Genomic DNA, 24,466 nt, shown 5'->3' with positions numbered 1-24,466 from the left:
TAGAAAAATCAGCAAGTTAAAACTTACTTTCGACAGTAGGGTAAGACTTAATAGCAGCGCTGCTCATAGTGCTGTGCAACAATGACTGTGCCGACAAGGTCTTTTAAGTAATGTGGTTGAGATAAGTGAGCAACATGAGCAATGAAAAAAGCGAGTTATTCGCCGAGTTTTTTCAAATTCAAGAAAGCGTGAATGTCGTCGTAGAGAGCATAGAATCCGCCCTCGTTCCCACCGACGCCGACGCTTTAGAGCGCGATATCCCGCCACTTTTTCGGCTCGCCAATGAAGTCAATACGCTCGAACAATCAGCGCTTCGACCGCTGCGACTGCTCGGTGAAACCGCCAATGAACTCGCCCACTACTTATCACTGCAGTCCCGTAAAATCGATCTCATTCTTAGCCATATTCTGATGCAAGAAAGTACCGACCAGCCCAGTGAGCGCTGCCAAAGTTACGGAGGCTCAGGGTTTACCTTACGACGTGAACAGCCAATGGAGGTTGGCCAGTATGTGCGGTGTAAGTTGTTTTTAGAGCAAGAGGCCGCCGCCATCTATTGCTATGGCGAAGTCATTGAGGTTGATACCCAGGGCGATGGCTGTTTGCACAAGATTCTTTTTGCTACCATTCGCGAGCAAGACCAAGAGCTTCTCGTACGTGCCAGTTTACACGCTCAGACTCGACAACTGAAAAAGCGCCATGAACAGCAACGCGAAAATTAACGCTTCGATACCTACCCGTTTCTGGCGGTGCTCTATGATAATAATTCCGCGCCTTATTTAGCTGACATTCAAGCTGTAAGTGCTAAACTAGCGGCTTGTTTTTCTGTGATTCATTGAAATGACGTTTAGACTCCTCCCTGAGTGGCATCAGCAGGATGCCGTGATGTTAACCTGGCCGCATTCGAATACTGATTGGGCGGCGAATTTGGCGGCTGTTGAGAGCGTGTATTTAGCGCTGTGCGATCATATTAGCCAACGTCAAAAGCTGCTTATCGTTGTCGACAATGAAGCCCTTGAAGCCCATATCCGCGCGCGATTAACGGCACAACACACCGATTTGAATCAGGTGCGTTTTGTCCGCGCTCAGTGCAACGATACGTGGGCGCGTGACCATGGCCCACTGACCCTAAGTAATGGCACTGGGCTAAAAGCCCTCGACTGTCAGTTTACCGCTTGGGGCGGTAAATATGCAGCCGAGAAAGACAACGCCATTAACCAGCAAGTATTCGCTCAGGCCCTTAGCGCTCAAGTAAACGTAGAGCGCAGCGAATTTATCCTTGAAGGCGGCGCCGTTGAAATCAACGAGCATGGGGTGCTGTTGAGTACCCGTCAATGTGTTCACAATGAGAACCGCAACCAACAGTTATCGGCCGCACAAATCGACAGCACCTTAGCGCAACTACTAGGAGCACAAAAAATCCTGTGGTTAGAGCACGGCTACTTAGCTGGCGATGATACCGACTCCCACATTGATACTTTAGTGCGTTTTGCTCCAAATAATGTGCTGGTTTACGTGCATTGTGACGACCCTAACGATGAGCACTATCAGGCTTTGGGCGCGATGCGTGAGGAGCTCGTGGCACTAAGAGGGTTCGATAATGAGCCTTATCACCTTATTGCCCTCCCCTGGCCCAGGCCCATCACCAACGCCGAGGGTCAGCGCTTACCGGCCACCTATGCGAATTATTTAATTATCAATGGCGCGGTGTTGGTGCCAACCTATAACGACCCACATGATGCCGTGGCGCTTAAGCAAATCGCCAAGGCGTATCCTGAGCGTGAGGTGATCGGTATCGATTGTCGCGCGCTGATTGAACAATTTGGCAGCTTACACTGTATAACCATGCAACTACCGCATGGCTTTTTGGAGGAACGATGAGCGCCCCAACCCAACAATCATTGCGCGTTGCCTTGGTGCAACAGCAAAATACCGCCGAGCGTGATTACAACCTAACACAGTCTATTAACGGCATTCGTGAAGCAGCCGCGCAAGGCGCCCAGTTGGTGGTCCTGCAGGAGCTTCATACTGGCTTATATTTTTGTCAAAGCGAAGATGTCGAGCAATTTGATTTGGCTGAGACCATACCTGGTCAGAGCACGCAAGTCTTTGGCGAGCTTGCAAAAGAGCTTGGGGTGGTGATTGTTGCCTCACTGTTCGAGCGTCGCGCAGCTGGCTTGTACCACAACACCGCCGTGGTGCTGGAAACGGATGGCAGTATTGCTGGTAAGTATCGCAAAATGCATATTCCTGATGACCCCGGGTTTTATGAGAAGTTTTACTTCACGCCCGGTGATTTAGGGTTTGAGCCAATAAAAACCTCGCTGGGCACCTTAGGGGTGTTGGTATGTTGGGATCAATGGTTTCCAGAGGCAGCGCGATTAATGGCCACTAAAGGCGCTGAAATCTTGATTTATCCGACCGCCATTGGCTGGGATAAAAATGATGACGCTGCTGAGCAACAACGCCAGCAAGATGCCTGGGTTATTTCCCAGCGCGCCCACGCAGTGGCCAATGGTGTCTATGTTATCAGTGCCAACCGCACCGGCTTTGAGGCCGATCCAAGCGGCCACAGCGCCGGAATCGATTTCTGGGGTCACTCATTTATCGCTGGGCCGCAGGGTGAGTTACTGGCTAAAGCCTGTGATGATAAACCCGAGGTATTAGTGGCAGAGCTCGATTTACAGCGCGGCGAAAAAGTCCGTCGCATTTGGCCCTACCTACGCGATCGCCGCATCGATCATTATGGTGATTTAACCAAACTTTATCGCGATTAAAACGGAGTATTCCATGCAGTTAGCGCAGTTCATTGAATTGCCTTGGGTAAAGACACAACAAGACAAAATAAAGTGGGGCCAGCTACATGGCAGTGCCCTCGCTCTAAGCATTGGCGAAGCGGTTAAGCAACATCAGCAGTTAGTGGTGTTAGTGACACCGGACACCCCCAGTGCGTTGAAGCTAGAGCATGAATTACATGCTACCTTGAGCCGTGATGAAGTGATGGTGTTTCCTGATTGGGAAACATTGCCTTATGATCATTTCTCACCTCATCAAGACATTGTCTCTACCCGGCTGCATACCCTCAGTCGTTTGAACAATATCAGCCACGGCGTGCTGATTGTGCCCGTTGCCACACTCATGCTGCGTGCTGCGCCGAAAGAATTTATTTACGGCAATGCCATTGTTTATCAGGTTGGTGACACGCTTAACATCGACAAGCTGCGCAAACAGCTTGATGATGCCGGTTACATCCATACTCAGCAGGTGATGGCCCATGGTGAGTATGCGGTGCGTGGCTCGGTGGTCGACTTATTCGCAATGGGTCAAAACGCGCCTGTGCGTTTTGATTTGTTCGACGATGAAATAGACAGCATGAGTCACTTTGATGTCGACAGCCAGCGCTCTAGCGATAATATAAGCCACATCAATTTATTACCGGCGCATGAATTTGGCACCACGGATAGCGACATTGAACGTTTTCGTATCCAATACCGCGAAGCCTTCGGTGCCAGTGCCGAGCAAGACTCGGTATATATGCAAGTCAGCAAAGGCGCCCTGCCTGCGGGTATTGAGTACTACCTGCCGCTATTTTTTGAGCACTTGGGCACCTTATTTGATTATCTACCCGAGCAAGCGGTATTTATGCATATGGGCGATACCCAACATGGTGCCCAGCAGTTTTTAGATGATGTGCACAGCCGCTATGAAAGCCGTAAAGTAGACCCTCTGCGACCGCTGTTACCACCTAACCAGCTCTACTTGCCCATTGAAGAGTTGAATCAGCAGTGCAAAGCCTACCCGCGCATTGATTTATCGCAAGCGAAGCTGCCAACCAAAGCCGGCTACTTTAATCTTCCCTGCGAGCCGTTGCCCGAGGTACGCATAGATCATAGTAAGCAGCCTCCCTATGGCGCCTTTTTAGATTACGCCGTAGAGCAAAAACGCCAAGGTGCGCGTATCGTGCTGTGCGTAGAATCCGATGGCCGTCGTGAAGCGCTACTTACGTTGCTCAAACCCAGCGGCTTGAAAATCCGCGCCTTTGATACCTTGGCACAATGTCTAGACAGCGACGCGGATATTTCTTTACTGGTGGCACCTTTTGAGCAAAGCGTGGTGCTAACTCACAATGCCCGTGTCAGTTTAATCACCGAACAAGAACTGCTCGGGATCCGCGTGTCACAACGCCGCCGCCGTAAACATAAACACCAGGCCAGCAGTGATGCACTGATCCGCAACTTAGCGGAACTCAAAGAAGGTCAGCCAATCGTCCATTTAGACCACGGTGTGGGCCGCTATGTGGGCTTAGAAACGTTGGACGCAGCAGGTGTTGCCACGGAATTCGTCACCATCATGTATGCCAATGACGCCAAGCTTTATGTACCGGTATCGGCATTGCATATGCTCAGTCGTTATTCCGGGGGAGAAGAAGCCAGCGCGCCATTACATAAACTTGGCTCTGATGCTTGGGAGAAAGCCAAACGCCGCGCTGCCGAGAAAGTCCGTGATGTGGCCGCTGAGCTGCTCGATATTTATGCCAAACGCCAAGCTAAGCCAGGCTATAAGTTTGCTCTCGATGATGCCGGTTATCGACAATTCAGCGATAATTTTGTGTTTGAGGCCACCGACGATCAGCAAAATGCTATTGATGCTGTGCTCAGCGATATGCAAAGCAAAAATGCCATGGATCGCTTGGTCTGTGGTGATGTCGGTTTTGGTAAAACCGAAGTGGCGATGCGCGCAGCCTATACTGCCGTTGCCGACTCTAAGCAAGTGGCGGTATTGGTGCCCACCACACTGTTGGCGCAGCAGCACTTTGAGAACTTCCGTGACCGCTTTGCCGACTTCCCTGTGGAAGTCGATATTTTGTCACGGTTCAAATCCACGAAAGAGCAAAATGCCACCTTAGCCAAAATAAAAGATGGCCAAGTCGATATTGTTATCGGCACCCATAAGTTGTTGCAAGAAAACATTAAGTTCGCCGACCTTGGTTTACTTATTGTCGATGAAGAGCACCGTTTTGGGGTGCGTCAGAAAGAAAAAATTAAGGCCCTGCGTGCAGATGTCGATATTCTCACCCTAACGGCCACGCCAATTCCGCGAACCCTAAACATGGCCATGAGTGGCATGCGTGACTTATCCATTATTGCCACGCCGCCAGCCAAACGTTTAGCGGTGAAGACCTTTGTGCGCCAACGAGACGATGACATGATCCGTGAAGCTATTTTGCGGGAAATTAAACGCGGTGGTCAGGTGTATTTCCTCCATAATAACGTTGAAACCATCGAGCGCACTGCCGAGGATATTCGCAAAGTCGTGCCTGAAGCCAGTGTCGCGGTCGCCCACGGTCAAATGCGCGAGCGTGAACTAGAAAGCCTAATGAGCGAGTTTTACCATCAACGCTTTAATGTGTTGGTGTGTACCACCATCATAGAGACCGGCATTGATATCCCCAGTGCTAATACTATTATTATGGACCGCGCGGATCGTCTCGGCTTAGCGCAATTGCACCAGTTGCGCGGGCGCGTCGGCCGCAGCCACCACCAGGCCTATGCCTATTTGCTCACCCCGGGCCCTAAAGCGATGTCGAAAGACGCGCAAAAACGCTTAGAGGCCATCGAGTCCCTTGAAGACCTCGGTGCGGGCTTCACCTTGGCCACCCATGACTTAGAAATTCGCGGCGCCGGTGAACTACTTGGCGATGAGCAAAGCGGGCAAATCCAGACCATCGGGTTTAGCATGTACATGGAGATGTTAGAGCAAGCGGTGGAAGCGCTAAAAAATGGCCAAGAACCCACTTTAGATAAGCTGATTAAATCACACACCGAAGTCGATATTAAACTGGCTGCGCTATTGCCCAACGATTATATCAGTGATGTTAATCTACGCTTGGGGCTTTATAAGCGTATCGCCAGTGCCAGTGATTTTGATGCCCTTGATGAGCTGAAGGTCGAACTTATTGACCGTTTCGGCCTACTCCCTGATGCCACCAAGAATTTATTTGCCGTGCAACAACTGAAGATTCGCACCGGAGCCTTGGGTATCACTAAGGTTGAGGCCAACCCTAAAGGCGGGTACTTTGAATTTAGTGAACAGACCAAGGTTAGCCCCGAGTTTATTATTGGTTTAATTCAAGCTGATCCACAGCACTATAGAATGGAAGGCGCCAATCGGTTACGCTTTATGATTGATGAAGCCAATGCTCAAGAGCGCTTAAAACTGATCACCGCGATGATTGCGGATTTCGAAGCCAAGGTAGGAAGTAAATGATAAGAATAATGGCCACGCTGATGGCAGCCTGTTTTAGTAGCCTGAGTTACGCCGCCGATGGGCGCTGGTTCGAAATTGAGGTGTTGGTGTTTAGCCAACCTGATGCGTTAATCAGTGAGACCTTAGCGAATGACAATGCCAAGCTCGATGATTATCACAGTAATGACGATATTATCACTGAGGGCTATATCACGACGCTCACCAAGCAGTGCTTAGCGGGGCAGATTGACCCACCCACTACGCCTGCCAAACCTCTACTTGCAAGTGACAACCAAGTATCCGCAGCGTGTGAATACAGCAAAGAGGATTTTAGCGCACTGACCCGTTTACCTCAGGTCGTCGATGGTGAGGTGTATGAACATACCGACACGCCTTATGTGCTAGCCCAATCGCAATTGCAATTTAGCGATAAGCGTGATCAACTGGCGCGCATTGGTAGGCAAGTGCTTTTGCACACAGGTTGGCGCTTTCCTGGGCAATCGAAACGAACGGCCCCTAAGTTCCGCTTGTACGGGGGGGAGCTAATTGCTCGAGTGCCAAAAAATGTGCCTAATAGCGCAGATTTTTTGAGCCCAATACGTCCGGAATATAACTTAATTTGGCAGTTAGATGGCTTTTTAAAGGTGCATCTAAACCATTACCTCTATATTACCTCGGCGTTAACATTGCGTCAGACTGGGGATACAGAAACACACTTGAGTGGCGAGTTTTCACAATTTCGTCGTGTTATTTCCGGCGAAATCCATTATTTTGACCACCCACAACTAGGCATGCTGGTGCAAATAAGGCGCTTTAACCATTAATTCAATGTGAGGAAAAACAATGAAAAAATCTCTCTTTCTCTCTTTAGCCACCGTGCTCACCTTGAGTGCCTGCTCGAAAGTAACGCTGGAGAATTACGAGCAACTGTCTGTGGGCATGGATAAAACCGAAGTCGAAGCCCTGCTTGGAGAAGCTGATGCGTGTGAAAAGAAAGCGCTTCACACTAACTGTATTTGGGGCTCTGAAAGCAAAAATATTCAAATAACCTTAGTTTCCGACAAAGTAACACTCTATTCAGAAAAAGGGCTGTAACGAGGCCACGGCTCACGCACTGGGTGAGCCGATTTTTTCCAGAGCAACTATTTGTGAGCGATTGAGGGTGATCTTATAGCGCTGGGCCTGAGCCTCGTGATTATCATCACGCGTCACGAGTACCACGTTAATTTGATAACGCCTTTCAACGGCATGCTTGCGGATTTTTTTACCACTGTACTCGTATACTCGCCCTTCCCCTTTACGTAAGTAGCGCACCATCGGCGCCATGCTAATGTTTATGCTCTGGTGCAAGGCATCGTAGCCTGGCATAAAGGTGTTCACGGGCACATCACATTCAAAGCGCATATACATCCATTGCGCTGCCTGCTTATTTTGCTGTCGACGCTTAGAGAAGATAGCCGCTATTTCTTTGGGGATCCGCGTTGGTTTTATATATTCCAACCAGACCTTTTGTTTCGCCACTTTCACTTTCGTAGTGGAGTTATAAAAAGACTGTAACCATTTAGCACGGCCCATAATAATACGACGCCAAATAATACGCGTGATGTCTTCTTTAAAGATCTCCCTGAGCCCGTAAATGGTGCCTAATAAGGCGACTAAACCGATAGTCACCTGAGTGAAGTTGGTCCGTGCAGTCAGCACCAATAACATGACAAAGGCCATCATAATCGCGGTGACCGAGCCCTTAACAACACGTCTTAACAAGGTGTTTAAGTTTCGCGTTTCTCGTCTGAGTACCACCCCATGCTCGATTAAACGTTGCAACAAATGCATTTTATTCGCTAGCCGATTGGGGTCATCCACAGTGGATACAGAGTTATAACGTTTTTGTTCGCGGTAGCCGTTTTCTGCCTCGCAAAACTGAAGTAATTGCTTGCGCTCAACAGCATGCTCACTGCTTTTCGGTCCCTTATCAAGGAGCTTTAAAATCACTTGCTCAGCGTGCCAGCTAAGAAAGTTGTCGGCATTGTAAAAAAACGACAACAGCTTTTCTTCTTTGGGCTTATACCGCCGTAAACGCTTTAACAGCCGCTCAGTTTCTTGTTGCATGGCTTGAACACGAATAAAAAATGCATCCGGCTCCTTTATGGCCAGCGCTTCATTAACATCGGTATCTAACGCCAACCTTACTTGATAACAATACAAGTTGAGGTTCTGCCGATAGTCTTGCTCATCGCCTCGGTTTTTACTTATAAAACGACTGCGCACCAAAGGCAGGTGGATGCCACTGGCGTTATAAGCCATGCGCGTTTTTACATGGTTATGATAAAAGCTTTCTTCACTTAAAGTATTAGGATTGATCCCCATTTCATTGGGAATGCAAAGATACAACTCCACGAGCGAATGAGACTTTGGCAACAGCGATTGACTGATTTGCAGCCTGAGGCCTTCATCTTGTTTGAAGCTAATATGATGATGCAAAGGAGCCGTACCTAGGTTGCTGAATTCAACTTAGTTATACCATTGTTTAGACACATAAAAAATGCCCATCAGCATGCTGATGGGCATTTTATCACTCGTAGCTTGGCGCAGTTTAGAACTTAACGTTCACACCTGCGAAGAAGCGACGACCTAGTACATCATAAGTGTACGGGTCAGTGTTTGAGTCATTGTTACCTGTGTAGTACGGAGGCTGCTTATCAAACAAGTTGTTCACACCACCAGTTAGCGTTACTGCATCATTTACGATGTATGAACCACTTAGGTCGTGGTATGTAACACTAGGAGTTGTAGGTGCGTAACAGTCATCTTTTTCAAGACAGCTGAAGCTATCCATACCAGCAATGTAACGTGCTTGATACTGCATATCCCAGTTATCGCCCGAGACGTTCAAAGTGAAGTTTGACTTGATTTCAGCATAACCACCAGTACCTGATGTGATTAGACCTGCATAATCAACTGGCTCTTCAGTTGCTTGAACAATGTACTCGTCAAGGAAAGTTGTATCTAAGCTTGTACGCCAGTTTAGACCTGCCGCTTCGAAAGTATACTTAAGGTTCAAGTCGTAACCTGAAGTTTGCTCTGAACCAATGTTTTGCAACTGGTTGTTGAAAATAATACGACCAGTTGAGTCGATAGTTACATTAGCAGACTGGCAAAGTGCTAAACCAGAGTTCTTATCTGCGTCTTCAAGACAAGTATCAACGATGTACTGGTTGTCTACTTCAGTGATTGCGTTCTCAATCTCAATGTCATAGTAATCAAGTGTCATTGAGAAGCCTTCGAACCAGCTTGGCTCATAAACCAGACCTGCGGTTAGCGTATCTGCTTCTTCAGGCATTAGCTCTTGGTTACCACCTACAGTGACTTCTGCTTGGTCTTGCGCACCAGGGAACTCCACTTGCTCGAATGACGGAGAGTTACCAGAGTATAGCTCGTCAACCGTTGGCGCACGGAATGCTGTTGAAACAACACTACGTAGCATTAGCTCTTCGTTGACTTTCCAAGTAAGACCTAGTTTCCATGTTTCATCGCTACCAAACGTGCTGTAGTCGAACGCACGGATTGCTGCGCTTAGGTCAACCATTTCAGCAAAAGGCACGTCTGCTAGAAGTGGTAGAGCGAATTCTACATATGCTTCGTTTACATCGAAGCCACCTGAGGTAGGTTCAACTGCTGGGTCGTTAGCCAGACCCTGAGCTGTTAGTGAATCTGGTGTGTACCACGCTTTTTCTTGACGACGCTCTACACCTGCAGCAAATGCTGAGTAACCCGCAGGCATTTCGAACATTTCGCCTGATACAGACGCAGACAAGATGAATAGTTGGCTACCACCGTTGTTTACTTCGGTGTAAATATTTTTGCGGAAATCTTCAGAAGTCCATGCAGCCTGATCAAGCGGGTTAAATGTACCTTCAACTTGACCTTCGTCATTCGTAAACATGATGCTGTCAGTAAGTGAACCTACGTTGTGTAGGTTGCTTAGCTTATCAACAGAGTCGTTACGACCGAAGTTAGCTGATACATCCCAAGCGTAGTCGCCTACAAAACCTTCCGCGCCAATTACCGCACGAACAGTGTCTACAGACTGCTCGAAGAAACGAGGGCCTGTGTCGCTCATACGGCGACCATAGAAGATTTGGTCTCCATATGCGTAGTTAGCTGTTTCAGTGATGTACTCACCATCAGCATCACGGTCAGCAATGCCGTCACCATCACGGTCAACTTTTGAGTTGTATGTTTGACCTAGTAGTGAATCACCCATCGCTTCATCGTACTTGAAGCCAAACCAGATTGGTTGCGGCGCCATTTGCTGCTGAGACCAACGCTTACTGTAAGTGAACTCAGTGAAAAGACGTGTGTCGTCTGTTAGTTCATAGTTAGCGATACCTGTAAGGTTTAAACGCTCCATTGGCGTGTAAAGGTAGCTATCAGGTGCGAAATTGTAACGATCTGCATCAGTAAACGGGTGCAGACCACCCATGCCGCTAAGGCCTGAGTCATTTAGCGCAAGACCTGAAGTGATTGGGTTACCGTCTTCGTCTACAGACTCACCTTTTTTGTTCACATCACCGATAACGCCGTCTTGCCAGATGTGGCCGCCTTGAGCGTATACAGAACCGCCATTACAATTTAACTCACCGCCAGCTTCAGCAATTGGGCAGTCAGAAAATTCACGATCTGCTTGAGAAGCTTCGCCACGGTCTGTGTACTGAAGGCCAATTACAACGTTACCACGGTCAAAAGAACCACCTACAGTGATGTCGAATGAGCTTTCTTCTGCATCACCTTCACCGCTCATCGCAGTGTTAAGGTTCATGTCTAGACCTTCGAAGTTGTCTTTAAGGATGATGTTAACAACACCCGCTACCGCGTCAGTACCATATACTGCAGATGCGCCATCTTTCAGTACTTCAACTGATTTAATCATTGATACTGGGATAGTGTTAAGGTCAACAGTTGACGCTGCACCAGTACCAGAGTTAATCATACGACGACCATTTACAAGTACTAGCGTACGCTGAGAACCAAGACCACGTAGGTCGATACGCGCGTTACCGCCTGAACCATTGTTGATACCTGGGTTGGTCATGGCACCGCCGGTCGCAGTCATTTTTTGTAAAACGCTGTCGATGCTGGTTGCGCCCATCGCTTTGATGTCATCGGCACCAATCAATGTAACTGGGCTAGCAGTTTCCATGTCGGCACGCTTGATGCGTGAGCCGGTCACTTGAATTTTTTCAATTGCTTCAGCTGAAGAATCTGCCGCAATTGCTTGAACACTTGAGAACATAGGCAGTGCCGCAGCAACGGCTAGCCCTAGTTGTGTCTTTTTCATATTAAACCCTACTTGTTGAATTTTTACCCATATCGGGCCGATAGCAGTTCATTTTTATATGAAGGTACTGCATAACGAGACGCAACTTAGGACTATTTAAATGAACGATAACTGAATGAAAGATTCAATTTTAACCCAGCCAGGCTATAGGTATATAGATACATTACCCATGTAAAGAAATGTTATAAATGTATCAACCCACAAACCAGTAAAAGCAGGCCGCCCACCCTACTTTCATACACTTATTTGACTAATGAAACTATGTGTACGCATTTTGTAATTCAATGTAACCGACAGTAATTGTTTTAACTTAAATGATTATTTACAACCTATACACACAAACTTATTACCCCATTCAAAAACCTCCACTATTTTTTATAAGCGCACAGCGATCGCAATCAACATGAGAATGATGCAAACACTTAACTTGAACGAATTTAATACAGGTTTGGATGATTTTTTATGCATATCACTTCACAGACACACATATATTCGCTGCGCAATAAAGACTTGTCGCACCAGCTTACCGACACCGAGTGAGCCAGTGCCTTCGCCTTTTAATATGCTGGGGTCGAGTTAATATGCTGGGGTCGATATAAATTGGAAGTGATGAATTTGCTGTTGAGTGTTTTGTGCAGTTTTAACAACAAGTTGCCAGCGCATTGTTGGTTCACTGCAACTCCCTACTTGAGTGCTTGCAACCCAAGTGCCCGCGTCCACTTTATTGAACAAAACCGGGATACGTCCCATGTACATGCCAACACCCTCTAGGTGCGCTTTAATTACTTGAGTGTGCTCAGGCAGTGTTAGTTTTATCGCGAACGGGTTCTCAGGGTGAACCTGTTCAGTGCTCAAGGCAAAGGTAATGTCTTGATGTGATTGCTGCTGATACTCGCAACAACTGGTATTCGTACTGAGATTTTCTATACTTGTCGTCGAGTCGCTGTCACAACCAGCGATAAGCAGTAATGTGCAGATCAGCACGCCAACACCAGAGCAAAGGGGGTGGCCGCTTGGGCGGTATTTTTTTTCACGCTCAAAGCGTGGTGAAGTAATCGATTCTGTCACTGTATTACGTACTTGTAGCTAACACATTATTCGGCTGATGCTTTATTACACCAGAAGTCAGTTAAATTTTCCCCAACTTCTTGGGATAATTTGATTGAAGTCATTATTTTAGCCATTTGCGCTATCTTTTTAAGGTCAAAAATTTTATCATTTCGGCCGAAAATAATAAGCGTGTTTCGAGTGTGTTTTCTGAAATGCTCAAAGTGTTGAGGGTTTTAGATAGCGGGCTTGGAGCACAATCAGTAGGGCCTATTCGCATAGAATAGGTAATTCATTTCTAATCGCATAATAATGCAGCGGAAACCTGACAATGAGCCAAACAGTAGCATCACAAACTGAGTACAACTATAAAGTTGTTCGCCAATTCGCTATTATGACAGTGATTTGGGGCATCGTTGGCATGAGTGTCGGTGTTCTGATTGCCGCCCAGCTTGCCTGGCCAGCGTTGAACTTCGATACCCCATGGCTAACTTACTCTCGACTTCGTCCGTTACATACGAACGCAGTTATCTTCGCTTTCGGCACCAGTGCCCTTTTTGCAACGTCTTACTACGTTGTGCAACGCACCTGCCAAACCCGTCTTTTCTCCGACAAACTCGCGGCCTTCACGTTCTGGGGCTGGCAACTTGTCATCGTACTTGCAGCAATTACCTTACCTATGGGTATTACTAGCTCAAAAGAGTACGCTGAGCTTGAGTGGCCAATTGATATTCTGATTGCCGTCGTGTGGGTCTCGTATGCCGTGGTGTTCTTCGGCACGCTAATCAAGCGTAAGGTGTCACACATTTACGTGGCAAACTGGTTCTATGCTGGTTTCATTATCACGGTAGCCGTTTTACACATTGTAAACAGCATGGCCGTGCCTGTCTCGCTAACCAAGTCATACTCCATTTACGCCGGTGCGGTTGATGCCATGGTGCAATGGTGGTACGGCCACAACGCAGTAGGTTTCCTACTGACAGCGGGCTTCCTTGGAATGATGTACTACTTCGTTCCTAAACAAGCGGGGCGTCCTGTGTACTCTTACCGTTTATCGGTTGTACACTTCTGGGCACTTGTGTCTCTATACATTTGGGCCGGTCCTCACCACCTACACTACACCGCCCTACCTGACTGGACACAGTCGCTAGGTATGGTGATGTCGGTGATTTTATTCGTACCTTCATGGGGCGGCATGATCAACGGTATCATGACCCTATCGGGCGCGTGGCACAAATTGCGCACTGACCCAGTACTGCGTTTCTTGGTGGTCTCACTGTCATTCTACGGCATGTCGACTTTCGAAGGCCCGATGATGGCTATCAAATCAGTAAACGCCCTATCTCACTACACTGACTGGACCGTAGGTCACGTACACTCTGGTGCGCTTGGTTGGGTAGCGATGATTTCTATTGGTGCAATCTATCACCTAATCCCGGCATTGTTCGGCCATGGTCGCATGTACAGCATCAAGCTGGTTAACACGCATTTCTGGCTACACACTGTGGGCGTTGTACTTTACATCGTGGCAATGTGGATTTCAGGTGTAATGCAGGGTCTAATGTGGCGTGCAGTGAACGAAGACGGCACCTTGATGTACAGCTTCGTACAATCACTAGAAGCGTCTTATCCCTTCTACATCATGCGTTTCCTAGGCGGTGTATTCATCGTAACGGGTATGTTGGTTATGGCTTATAACTGTTATCGCACCATTGCTGCCAAAAAAGGCGCAATCGCTGACGATACACAGGCACAACCAGCTTAAGGGGTAGATGATGAGCAATAAAAACTCTAGCAACAAACACGAAATTGTTGAAAAGAACGTCGGCCTGATGGCCATCCTAACGGTGTTCGCGATTAGCTTTGGTGCACTCGTGGAAATCACCCCGCTGATGTTCCAAAAAGACACCACCGAGCCTGTAGATGGGTTACGCCCACTCACAGCGCTTGAGCTTGAAGGCCGTGATATCTATGTTCGTGAAGGTTGTTACAACTGTCACTCACAGATGATCCGTCCTTTCCGTGACGAGGTAGAGCGCTATGGTCACTACTCGGTGGCTGGTGAGTCGGTATGGGATCACCCTTTCCAATGGGGCTCAAAACGTACCGGTCCTGACCTTGCACGTGTAGGCGAGCGCTACTCTGACGATTGGCACTACGCCCACCTTATGGACCCACGCGCTGTGGTTCCAGAGTCAAACATGCCAGCTTTTCCTTGGTTGGATGAAAACGTACTTGATGGCGAGTTAACGGCTAAGAAAATGGAAGTATTCCAGGATTTTGGCGTGCCTTATACGGATGAAGACATTCAAGGCGCCAAAGAAGCGGTGCAAGGCAAAACCGAAATGGAAGCCTTAATCGCCTACTTGCAGCAACTTGGCACACACTTGAAGTAATTATTATGGATTACGGCACGTTCAGAGGCATTTTAACTCTGGTAATAATGGTACTTTTTATCGTGATTGTGTTGTGGGCATTCAGTAAGCGCAGTAAAAAGCGCTTCGACGACGCAGCTAACTCGGTGTTTGAAGACGAAAAGAAACACCAAAACACAATCACACATGAGGAAAAGGAGTCTGAGAAATGACTAGCTTTTGGAGTATTTGGGTCATCGTGTTAACAGTGGCCTGTCTAGCTCTCATTTTTGCTCTACTAGTTTGGAACTTGAAAAACTACGTGGGTGTAAAAGAGGGTGAAAGTTGTGGCCACGAATTTGATGGCATTGAAGAGGTGAATAACCCACTACCAAAATGGTGGACATACATGTTCTTCGCCACCTTTATTTGGGCAGTGTTTTACCTTGCTGCTTACCCTGGTTTAGGTAACTTTGAAGGCCTATTTAAGTGGAAAAGCTCGAACCAAGGCATTACGTCTTTAGAAGAGTCAAAGCAAGCCGTCAGTGAAGCCGAAGAAAATGGCTACCGTATTCAGCTTGACGATGAAATTCGTGCCGCTGAAAAACGCTATGGCCCTATCTTTGAGTCTTTTGCCAAGCGTGATGTACTTGACTTAGCAGCGGATGAAAAGGCGTTAGAAATTGGTCAACGTTTGTTCTTACAAAACTGCGCGCAATGTCACGGCTCTGATGCTCGTGGCGGTGACGGCTTCCCTAACCTGACCGATAATGATTGGTTATATGGTGGCTCGCCAGATAAGATCAAAGAAACATTACTGCATGGTCGTGTAGCAGCCATGCCAAGCTGGGAAGCTGCATTGGGTGACCAAGGTATCAAAGAGATGACCGCCTATGTACTTAGCCTTTCCGGGCGTACAGTGAACCAAAAAGACGCTGAAGCCGGTGCCGCTAAGTTCGCTATGTGTGCTGCCTGTCACGGTGCTGATGGTAAAGGCTCTGTTGCTCACAACCTGCCGTTTGGGGCACCTAACCTGACCGATAACATTTGGTTATACGGTAGTGGCTCTAAGCGTTCAGTAGAAGAGACGCTACGTAACGGTCGCGCCGGTGTTATGCCCGCTTGGAAAGAAATTCTTGGCGAGGACAAAGTTCACCTGTTAACGGCATACGTATACAGCCTGTCTCAGGAAAAATAATCGCTTAGATTAATTGAAATCAAAAAAGCCTCCTAATTTGGAGGCTTTTTTTTGGGAATTTTTGTTCTAATACCGTAAAATAGCAGTCACTATTCGGCAATATGAAGTGCGTTATGAAAGCAGTGTCTCCCCCTTGGTATAAGCAGTTTTGGCCTTGGTTTCTGTTGTTTTTCCCACTAGTGACAATAATCGCCTGCATCGGTCTTATCACCTTCGCTGTTGGCAACGGCCCTGATATGGTAGTGGATGATTATTACAAAAAAGGCAAGGCCATCAACCTCGAGCTGAGCAAGTTTAATAAAGCCAAAGCGCTCTACTTACACGGCGACCTTGATATTGACCAAGAGCGTGTGGTGTTCCGCTTTACCAAAGGCGACGCATCAAAAGTTGCAGCGCTCAATATCGGCCTGTATCACCGCACCATTGAAGAAAAAGATATTCGTTTTAGACTCACGCAAAATGCCCGTGGTGAATTCACGGCGCTATTAGACTCCCCTATCCCACAGGGTGCTTACACTGTGTTTATTACTCCCTTTGATGACAGCTGGAAGCTAAAAGAAAATATTCAGCTGCCCTTGAACGGCACCGTAAAAGTTGACCCTGAGTATAAGTAAATGAGCGCAAAGACGTGTTTTCACTGTCTTGAGCCAGTTCCGGCTGGCTTTAATGAATCGGTCACCATTCAAGGTCATGCGCAGCCCATGTGTTGCATTGGTTGTAAAGCTGTCGCCCAGACCATCGTTGACCAAGGCATGACCGATTATTATAAGTATCGCACAGAGTCTGCCGGTAAAGTCGAACAGCTTGTGCCAGAGCAACTTGCACTTATAAAAAGCTACGACCAAGAAAGTATTCAGCAAGAGTTTGTGGCTCATCAAGGCGACGATAAAGAGGTGCTGCTCAGTGTCGAAGGGATCAGTTGTGCTGCCTGCGCTTGGCTTATTGAAAGGCAGTTGCTCGCCCATCAGGGCGTAAAACGTGTTGATGTTAATACCTCCACTCATCGCGCCATGGTGGTGTGGAACGACGAACAGGTCAAACTCAGCACCTTGATCACCAGTCTCGCTGAGATCGGTTATAAGAGTTACCCTTTTCAAGCTGATAGTGAAGCGGCACAAAAACAGGCAACGGCCAAGAGCTTTATCCGTCGCCTTGGCGTCGCGGGCCTTATGACCATGCAGGTGATGATGTTCGCCTTTGCCATGTACTTTGGCATGTTCTCGGGGATGGAAGATTACTTCGAGCAATACTTCCGCTGGATCAGCTTAACCCTTGCTACGCCCGTTATTTTTTACTCTGCACTGCCCTTTTTAACCAATGCCATCAGTGGTCTTCGCGCTAAACAATTGAATATGGATGTCCCTGTATCCTTGGCGATATTTGGTGCCTATTTTGCCAGCTGCTATGCCACACTGACTGAGCAAGGCGAAGTGTATTTCGAATCCATTTGTATGTTTACCTTCTTGCTGTTACTGGGTAAATATTTAGAGTTTCGCGCCCGCCTTAAAGCCAGTGAATTTACCGCTAACTTGCAAAAATTACTGCCCCTAACAGCGCGTAAAGTAGAGGATAATGAAGAGCATATAACCAGTGCCAAACTCCTCTCTCTAGGTGATATCGTACGCGTCAAAGCCGGCGAAACCATTGCCGCTGACGGCGTGGTGATTGCGGGGCATTCCAGTGTTGATGAGTCAATGATGACCGGCGAGCACCACCCTGTGACTAAGCGCGTAGGCGACCAAGTCCATGCTGGCACTCTCAACCATGACGGCGTATTGACGATAGAGATCAACAAAGTGGGCCAAAACACCTTAGTCAACCAAATCATCAGACTGCAACATTCAGCATTAAGCCAACGCCCGCGCATTGCCCAAGTAACCGACAAGGTTGCCCAGTGGTTTGTTGCCTGCTTACTCGTTTTTGCCTCGATTACCGCAGTAGCTTGGTACAGTATTGCTCCCGAGCACGCCTTTTGGATCACCATTGCGGTGTTGGTTGCAACTTGCCCATGTGCACTGAGTTTGGCCATCCCCACCGCACTAACATGTGCTGTGGCCAACCTCACCAAGCGCGGGGTGTTAATCAAACAGTCTCATGTGTTAGAGACAGCTACCAAGCTCACCAAGGTGGGCTTTGATAAAACGGGCACCCTGACGTTAGGGCGCTTTGTTATTGACCACACGGAAATACTAGATAACGCCTACGACGAGCAACAAGTACATGCATTGGCCAGTGCTTTAGAAGCGTATTCCGAGCACCCCATAGCCAAAGCGTTTACCGAGAGTGCGAGTGCTGCTGCCCAACAAGTCATCACCGATGCCCAAGTACACACAGGTTATGGGGTGGCTGGTATGTGGCAAGGTCAGCGTGTGCACATTGGTAAAGCGAGCTGGTTTGCAGGCCCGCAACCTAAAAACGCGCAGGCGGTGTTATATGTAAATGAATCCGCCGTGGCCACATTCTTTTTACAAGATAAAGTAAGAGAATATGCACAAGAGCTGCAACAGGAGTTAAAACAACAAGGCATTGAGCGCGTGATGCTCACTGGCGACCCCTCCGATAAAGGTGCCCAATTAAGCCAACAACTGCAATTAGATGCATGTCACAGTGCGCTGCTGCCACAAGACAAATTAGCACTGATGCAATCGTGGCATAATCAGGGAGATATCTGTGCCATGGTTGGCGATGGCGTCAATGACAGTCCGGTATTTAACGCCGCACATTTATCGATTGCAATGGATAGCGGCGCCGATATTTCGAAGAACACCGCCGATGTGGTATTGTTAAACAGTGATTTACGTTCGGTGTCTAAGCTTATCACCATTGCCAAAAAAACACGCCGAATTGTTCGTCAAAACTTGGCACTGTCGCTGTGTTATAACGGCGCTATCTTGCCTTTGGCAGCGATGGGCCTCGTGGCGCCGTGGATGGCGGTCATAGGTATGTCTGCCAGCTCCATTATTGTTATTACCAACTCGTTGCGACTATTACGCCTATGAGCATTATTTATGTGTTAATCCCTATCGCTATTTTGTTCGTGATTATTGCCATCGGCATTTTCTTTTGGGCAGTCAAAAGCGAGCAATTTTCCGACTTAGATAAACAAGGCCACAGCATTCTCTTTGAGGACGACAAAGAAGAGCACGACAAGAGCAATGAGCGAGATTAACTTTATTGCTGCTTTGCTTATGGGCCTTGCCGGCAGCGGCCACTGCGTTGCTATGTGTGGCGGTATCGCCGGCAGTTTTCAATTGGCCAGTAAGGACCTTAATGCCGTCGGTGCAGCCAGTGCTTACAACATAGGTCGGCTATTTAGCTACACCCTAGCGGGTGCGCTTGTAGGAGGGCTAAGTGCTGCCTTTGCCAAGCAGAGTAACACCCTCAGCCAAGTATTAAGCTTATTCAGCGCAGTCTTTATGGTTTTGGTTGGCCTGTACGTGATGCGGCTATTTAATGCCCTTGGCCCCGTTGAAAAAGCCGGACAATGGGCTTTGTGGCGCCATATCGTAAAGTTAAACCGCTACCTAATGCCAATTAATACCTATCCCAAGGCCCTGGGTTATGGTGCACTTTGGGGGTGGCTGCCATGTGGTTTAGTTTACAGCGCGCTAACTTGGGCTATAACCAGCCAAAGCGCGATTAATGGCGCACTATTTATGTTATGCTTTGCGCTTGGGACACTCCCTGCCATGTTGGCATTAGGATTAGGCGCCCAATTTATAAAGCGTGGCCTCAATCACCCATGGGTGCGCCTAGCACTTGGTAATCTATTACTTTGGTATGGGTTGTATAGCCTTATTGTTGCAAGCCAACCTCTACTGACGTAGATTTAACACAAACATTCAGTTCACCTTGGATAGTAAAATGGACGTAAAACCAACCCTTTCAGGTAAATACGCAGGTAAGTCAAACTGTGCCATTAGTTGCACAAACTGCTCTATTTCCCAACTGTGTCTGCCGTATAGCCTCAATGGCGATGAAATGGATCGTCTCGACGATATCATTGAGCGCAAAAAACCGCTGCACAAGGGGGATTTCCTGTTTGAATCTGGAGACGAACTGAAGTCCATTTTTGCCGTGCGCAGTGGCTCGTTTAAGTCCTTTACTCTATCAGAGCAAGGTGAGGAACAAATCACCGGATTCCATCTGGCGGGCGACTTAGTTGGTTTTGATGGTATTCAAACCATGAAACATCAAAGCTTCGCCCAAGCCCTAGAAACATCTATGGTGTGCGAGATCCCCTTCGCTACGCTCGACGAATTAGCAGGGAAGTTACCGAAGCTGCGCCAGCAGATTATGCGCTTAATGAGTAACGAAATTAACTACGACCAAGAAATGTTATTGCTGCTAAACAAAAAAACGGCTGAGCAGCGCCTGGCCTCTTTCTTGTTCACCTTATCACGCCGCTTCAGCGAACGTGGGTTCTCAGCCAGAGAGTTTCGTCTCACTATGACCCGCGGTGAAATTGGTAATTACCTAGGCTTAACAGTTGAGACCATCAGCCGCTTATTAAGCCGCTTCCAAAAAGGGGGATTCATCCGTGTAGACGGTAAGTTCATCACCATTGAAGATCATGAAACCCTGGCCCACACGGCTGCGATAAGTTTGCCAAGCGATTGATCTAACTCAAACTCACAGACCGCGCCCCCTTTTCAATTGCGTTAATTGCGTTACACTGAAATGGTGTATATTACAATTCGCTTGGTAATGCAGGAGGCGCACAATGGATAAAATTAAACGTATTTTAGCTGTGGTTGATCCCACCGTGGAGCAGCAACAGAGTTTGTCTCGGTCTATCGAACTGGCGCGAAAAAGCGGTGCGCAAATCACCGCCTTCCTGTCCATCTATGATTTTTCTTATGAAATGACCACAATGCTCAGTGCCGAAGAGCGCGAAGCCATGCGCAAAGCGGTGCTCAGTGAAAAAGAGCAGTGGTTGAAAACCCTCACTCACCAATACCAAGATGTGCAATTTGACACCAAAGTGGTGTGGCATAACCGCCCTTTCGAAGCCATTATTCGCGAAGTGCTCGGCCATGATTATGATCTAGTCGTCAAAGGCACACATCAACATGACACGCTAAAATCGGTGATCTTTACGCCTACCGATTGGCACTTGATCCGTAAATGCCCGGCTCCTTTATTGCTAGTGAAAGACCATAACTGGCCAGTTGGCGGTGCAGTGGTGGCTGCGGTTAATGCTTCCAGTGATGATGAGCAACACCAAGCGCTTAATCAACGCATTGTTCAAGACGCTAAATTTATTGCCCAACTTGCTCAGGGCGACCTGCATTTAGTTAATGCTTATCCGGCAACACCGGTGAATATTGCCATTGAGATCCCGGAGTTTAACCCCTCACAGTACAATGAAACGGTGAAAGAGCACCATCTCAATTCAACGCGAGAATTAGGCGCTCAACATGGTATCGCTACGCACCATCAACATGTGGAGGAAGGTTTACCGGAGGATGTGATCCCTCGGATTGCGAAAAAGCTCGACAGTGAACTTGTGGTGATGGGCACTGTGGGCCGCACCGGTCTCAGTGCAGCTCTTGTGGGCAACACTGCTGAGCATGTTATCGATAGTCTCGATTGTGATGTCCTGGCGCTGAAACCCGATGGCTATCACTCCCCGCTTGAGGACTAATCTTCAATCATTACACACTATCTGTCATTTGGGCGGCGCTAATGCCGCCTTTTTCTTGATGCCGCTGCACTGTATGCCTATAATACGCGCCTTTAAAATGAGCCGTAACAAGGGTGTCTAGGTGTCGCATTCAGCACAAGCCAAAGCGCAATATAACTTCAATAAACTGCAAAAGCGGCTACGCCGCCATACAGGTCAAGCCATTGCTGACTTCAATATGATTGAAGAAGGCGACCGCATCATGGTGTGCTTATCCGGCGGTAAAGACAGCTACACCCTGCTCGATATTTTACAAAATCTACAACGCTCAGCGCCGGTACGCTTTGAGCTGTTTGCGGTGAATTTAGACCAAAAACAACCCGGCTTTCCTGAGCATGTGCTGCCCGAATACTTGGACGGTTTAGGTATCGAGTACAAAATTGTTGAAGAAGACACGTACTCAATTGTTAAAGATAAAGTGCCTGAGGGTAAAACCACCTGCTCGCTGTGCTCGCGCTTACGCCGTGGCATCTTATATCGCACCGCTAAAGAGCTCGGAGCAACTAAAATTGCTCTCGGCCACCACCGTGATGACATGATTGAAACCTTGTTTTTAAATATGTTCTATGGCGGAAAAATGAAAGGCATGCCAGCCAAGCTAATGAGCGATGACGGCCAGCACATGGTGATCCGCCCACTGGCCTACTGTAAAGAAGCTGATATCAGTGCATACGCACAACAAAAAGAGTTTCCAATCATTCCTTGCAACTTGTGTGGCTCGCAAGAAAATCTACAAAGACAGAATATCAAGGCGATGCTGCAACAGTGGCATAAAGAATCACCTGGGCGTATCGAAAGCATCTTTACCGCCATGCAAAACGTGGTGCCCTCACATATGGCTGATACTTCGCTGTTTAACTTTGCACAGCTGCAAACCGGTGAAGTAATAGATGGCGGCGATATTGCGTTGGATAAAGCCCAGTTCGACACACCAACTGTGCCCGAAGAAGAACACTCTGACAGTGGTGTAAAAATTCAAGCCATTGAGCTGTAAGAGTATAATAAGGCCGCTTTTCAAGCGGCCTTATTCCTTTCTCTAATGCGCTATCCAAGGCGTAATTCGATGAATCTGCGTGCCTTCTACTAAGGTTTTGTTATTGTCTTGCCACTGCTGCTCAATCGGCACCTTACATTGCAAGCCTTGGCACTGCCAGCTGTCTGGCACCTTCGCCGGCAGCGTATCAGCAAAGTGTAGCTGCACCCCTTTATGTTCAGGTAACAAAAACGGCATCAGCGTGCCCACAAAAAAGCCAGATAAGTCGCCAATTAAATCCTCAAACTCTTGCTCGATGGTATAAGCTTGCGCATAGGTTAATCGTGTAAACGGTCCTGGCGCTTCAATTTGCATACTCAACTGGCACTGCCCTGATTGTGGTGTGGCGATGACCATGGCTTTATGGGTATCTAGTTGCTTGTCAAAGGGCAAGAACAGTTGCCCGTTATCATCATAAGTTAAAGGAAAGCGTTCGCGCTCGGTCACGATTTTACCTTCCTTTAGCACGCAATTTTCTGCATTTTCATAGGTTTTTAAGTAAAAGCCGACTTTAGCGTGTTGGAAATTGCCCTCGTTGACAACCTCCATACGGTCGAAAAAGCCATCGTAAGACATCACCACAGGCTCATCTGTTGGCTGCGCATTCACAGCCATTGAACACATTAGTGTGGCAATAAAAAGGCATTTATTCATCGAAGTAAGTCCTGTTATGGTCAATCATCGCTTGCAGCTCTTCAATATAGGCTTCACCGCGCTCAGAGTAAGACATTAACCCATACGTCAGCGCCTTGGCATCGATTGGCTGTTGTGCTTGACGTAAGTCGGCGCGAATATCGCGTAATTCACGATACGCGCTGTTGGTGTTGATATTGTAAAAATAGGCATTCACCGCCTCTTGCACTGACTGATACACTGCAACCTCATGTTTTGCCCCTTGGTTGCGGCGCTTTGGCACCATACCGCAGCCCTTACTAAAGCACCATTGCCCAAAAAAGTTAAGTCCGATGCGGGCAAAACGTGAGGTTCCCCATGCCGACTCATTGGCCGCCTGCATCATGACTAATTCTTTAGGGATCACATCCACTCTGCGCAATGCTTGGCGCAGTGATAATTCACTAATTTGTTCATCTCCCAGCCCATATTCGGCGAAAATATCGCTGACTTTATCAATCTGCACTTCAGTAAGTGGCTCATCAAATTGGGTCATCATCAGGGCAATTTCTAACACTGCACGCTGTGAGCGTAACTTGGCATTCGCTTTTTCAATAGGCTCGCGAATAAAGTCGAAGAACGCCGCCTTTTTCTGTTTTACATCCTTTATTGCAGCAAAATTAGGTAGCTTAACGTTGTGCAGAGGTTTTTCCGGCACTGTTGGCTTTTCTACAGTGGGCTGCTCCTCACGTGGCTGAGTGTCTGCGACACGGGTTCCCCATATGAACGGGTACAACAATGCAGTCACACAGATTATTACGGTTATTAGCAGTCCAAGCTTTTTTATCATGAATCCTCCACGAGCCCCCAAGGCCAGATCAAAAAACGCGGCATTATATCGCGAACATGGTTGTTTTAAAAACGCAATCTGAACACTCGGGTGATTGAAAAGACT

22 protein-coding genes are annotated in these 24,466 nt (G+C 47.7%); 17 read left to right on the top strand and 5 right to left on the bottom strand.

The window, feature by feature from the left end:
- Window positions 1-134: 134 nt before the first annotated feature.
- From FIU82_RS06510 to FIU82_RS06485, 6 genes are all read left to right on the top strand, one after another.
- On the top strand, window positions 135-719 hold the full coding sequence (locus FIU82_RS06510) for a PilZ domain-containing protein (RefSeq protein ID WP_152440642.1): 585 nt from the start codon (window positions 135-137) through the stop codon (window positions 717-719).
- A gap of 118 nt (window positions 720-837) precedes the next feature.
- Window positions 838-1,878, top strand: a complete 1,041-nt coding sequence (locus FIU82_RS06505; RefSeq protein WP_152440641.1) for an agmatine/peptidylarginine deiminase — start codon at window positions 838-840, stop codon at window positions 1,876-1,878.
- Entirely contained in the window at window positions 1,875-2,774 is a 900-nt protein-coding gene (locus FIU82_RS06500) for a carbon-nitrogen hydrolase (RefSeq protein ID WP_053911239.1), read from the top strand. Before FIU82_RS06505 ends, FIU82_RS06500 begins: the two co-directional genes overlap by 4 nt.
- A gap of 13 nt (window positions 2,775-2,787) precedes the next feature.
- A complete protein-coding gene (gene mfd, locus FIU82_RS06495) occupies window positions 2,788-6,264 on the top strand; it encodes a transcription-repair coupling factor (protein WP_152440640.1) in 3,477 nt (1,158 codons plus the stop codon).
- Window positions 6,261-7,067, top strand: coding sequence for a CsiV family protein (locus tag FIU82_RS06490; RefSeq protein ID WP_082079271.1), 807 nt, complete (start codon window positions 6,261-6,263; stop codon window positions 7,065-7,067). The genes mfd and FIU82_RS06490 overlap by 4 nt, the downstream gene beginning before the upstream one ends.
- Window positions 7,068-7,086: 19 nt before the next feature.
- Window positions 7,087-7,338, top strand: a complete 252-nt coding sequence (locus FIU82_RS06485; RefSeq protein ID WP_022943670.1) for a hypothetical protein — start codon at window positions 7,087-7,089, stop codon at window positions 7,336-7,338.
- Window positions 7,339-7,350: 12 nt separating this feature from the next.
- Here FIU82_RS06485 and FIU82_RS06480 read toward each other — a convergent pair whose 3' ends face one another.
- From FIU82_RS06480 to FIU82_RS06470, 3 genes are all read right to left on the bottom strand, one after another.
- A complete protein-coding gene (locus FIU82_RS06480; protein WP_239408058.1) occupies window positions 7,351-8,724 on the bottom strand; it encodes a hypothetical protein in 1,374 nt (457 codons plus the stop codon).
- A 112-nt stretch (window positions 8,725-8,836) separates the two neighbouring features.
- Window positions 8,837-11,581, bottom strand: coding sequence for a TonB-dependent siderophore receptor (locus FIU82_RS06475; RefSeq protein ID WP_152440639.1), 2,745 nt, complete (start codon window positions 11,579-11,581; stop codon window positions 8,837-8,839).
- A gap of 576 nt (window positions 11,582-12,157) precedes the next feature.
- Window positions 12,158-12,649: a hypothetical protein gene (locus FIU82_RS06470; RefSeq protein ID WP_152440638.1), complete on the bottom strand. Its 492-nt coding sequence runs from the start codon at window positions 12,647-12,649 to the stop codon at window positions 12,158-12,160.
- A gap of 310 nt (window positions 12,650-12,959) precedes the next feature.
- Between FIU82_RS06470 and ccoN the strand changes: the two genes are divergently transcribed.
- The 11 genes from ccoN to ttcA all read left to right on the top strand — a co-directional run bounded on the left by ccoN (window position 12,960) and on the right by ttcA (window position 22,860).
- Window positions 12,960-14,393 carry a cytochrome-c oxidase, cbb3-type subunit I gene (ccoN, locus tag FIU82_RS06465; RefSeq protein ID WP_022943666.1) on the top strand — a complete coding sequence of 478 codons (1,434 nt, stop codon included), beginning with the start codon at window positions 12,960-12,962 and terminating at the stop codon, window positions 14,391-14,393.
- Window positions 14,394-14,403: 10 nt separating this feature from the next.
- Window positions 14,404-15,024 (top strand): cytochrome-c oxidase, cbb3-type subunit II, encoded by a 621-nt coding sequence (gene ccoO / locus FIU82_RS06460; RefSeq protein WP_022943665.1) that lies wholly within the window; start codon window positions 14,404-14,406, stop codon window positions 15,022-15,024.
- A 5-nt stretch (window positions 15,025-15,029) separates the two neighbouring features.
- Window positions 15,030-15,215, top strand: a complete 186-nt coding sequence (locus FIU82_RS06455; protein ID WP_045978669.1) for a CcoQ/FixQ family Cbb3-type cytochrome c oxidase assembly chaperone — start codon at window positions 15,030-15,032, stop codon at window positions 15,213-15,215.
- A complete protein-coding gene (gene ccoP, locus FIU82_RS06450; protein ID WP_022943663.1) occupies window positions 15,212-16,180 on the top strand; it encodes a cytochrome-c oxidase, cbb3-type subunit III in 969 nt (322 codons plus the stop codon). Before FIU82_RS06455 ends, ccoP begins: the two co-directional genes overlap by 4 nt.
- A 122-nt stretch (window positions 16,181-16,302) precedes the next feature.
- Window positions 16,303-16,794 carry a FixH family protein gene (locus tag FIU82_RS06445; protein ID WP_026110935.1) on the top strand — a complete coding sequence of 164 codons (492 nt, stop codon included), beginning with the start codon at window positions 16,303-16,305 and terminating at the stop codon, window positions 16,792-16,794.
- Window positions 16,795-19,179, top strand: coding sequence for a heavy metal translocating P-type ATPase (locus FIU82_RS06440; RefSeq protein ID WP_152440637.1), 2,385 nt, complete (start codon window positions 16,795-16,797; stop codon window positions 19,177-19,179).
- Window positions 19,176-19,349, top strand: coding sequence for a cbb3-type cytochrome oxidase assembly protein CcoS (ccoS, locus tag FIU82_RS06435; protein ID WP_022943660.1), 174 nt, complete (start codon window positions 19,176-19,178; stop codon window positions 19,347-19,349). Before FIU82_RS06440 ends, ccoS begins: the two co-directional genes overlap by 4 nt.
- Window positions 19,336-20,007 (top strand): sulfite exporter TauE/SafE family protein, encoded by a 672-nt coding sequence (locus tag FIU82_RS06430; protein WP_022943659.1) that lies wholly within the window; start codon window positions 19,336-19,338, stop codon window positions 20,005-20,007. The genes ccoS and FIU82_RS06430 overlap by 14 nt, the downstream gene beginning before the upstream one ends.
- A gap of 37 nt (window positions 20,008-20,044) precedes the next feature.
- Window positions 20,045-20,800: an FNR family transcription factor gene (locus FIU82_RS06425; protein WP_022943658.1), complete on the top strand. Its 756-nt coding sequence runs from the start codon at window positions 20,045-20,047 to the stop codon at window positions 20,798-20,800.
- A gap of 103 nt (window positions 20,801-20,903) precedes the next feature.
- Window positions 20,904-21,827, top strand: coding sequence for a universal stress protein UspE (gene uspE / locus FIU82_RS06420; protein WP_045978667.1), 924 nt, complete (start codon window positions 20,904-20,906; stop codon window positions 21,825-21,827).
- Window positions 21,828-21,948: 121 nt separating this feature from the next.
- Window positions 21,949-22,860 (top strand): tRNA 2-thiocytidine(32) synthetase TtcA, encoded by a 912-nt coding sequence (gene ttcA / locus FIU82_RS06415; protein ID WP_045978666.1) that lies wholly within the window; start codon window positions 21,949-21,951, stop codon window positions 22,858-22,860.
- A gap of 42 nt (window positions 22,861-22,902) precedes the next feature.
- On the opposite strand, the gene FIU82_RS06410 is transcribed toward ttcA, so the two are convergent.
- Together FIU82_RS06410 and FIU82_RS06405 are read right to left on the bottom strand one after the other, a co-directional pair.
- The gene (locus FIU82_RS06410) at window positions 22,903-23,553 is read right to left on the bottom strand and encodes a DUF2987 domain-containing protein (protein ID WP_152440636.1); all 651 of its coding nucleotides are present in this window, start codon (window positions 23,551-23,553) and stop codon (window positions 22,903-22,905) included.
- Window positions 23,546-24,361, bottom strand: coding sequence for a glucosaminidase domain-containing protein (locus FIU82_RS06405; protein WP_130144906.1), 816 nt, complete (start codon window positions 24,359-24,361; stop codon window positions 23,546-23,548). Before FIU82_RS06405 ends, FIU82_RS06410 begins: the two co-directional genes overlap by 8 nt.
- Window positions 24,362-24,466: the final 105 nt, after the last annotated feature.

Source organism: Pseudoalteromonas sp. THAF3 (assembly GCF_009363775.1).
Classification (GTDB): domain Bacteria; phylum Pseudomonadota; class Gammaproteobacteria; order Enterobacterales; family Alteromonadaceae; genus Pseudoalteromonas; species Pseudoalteromonas ruthenica.
The sequence above is the reverse complement of the archived record's forward strand: the minus strand, read 5'-3'. Positions and strand labels throughout refer to the sequence as shown.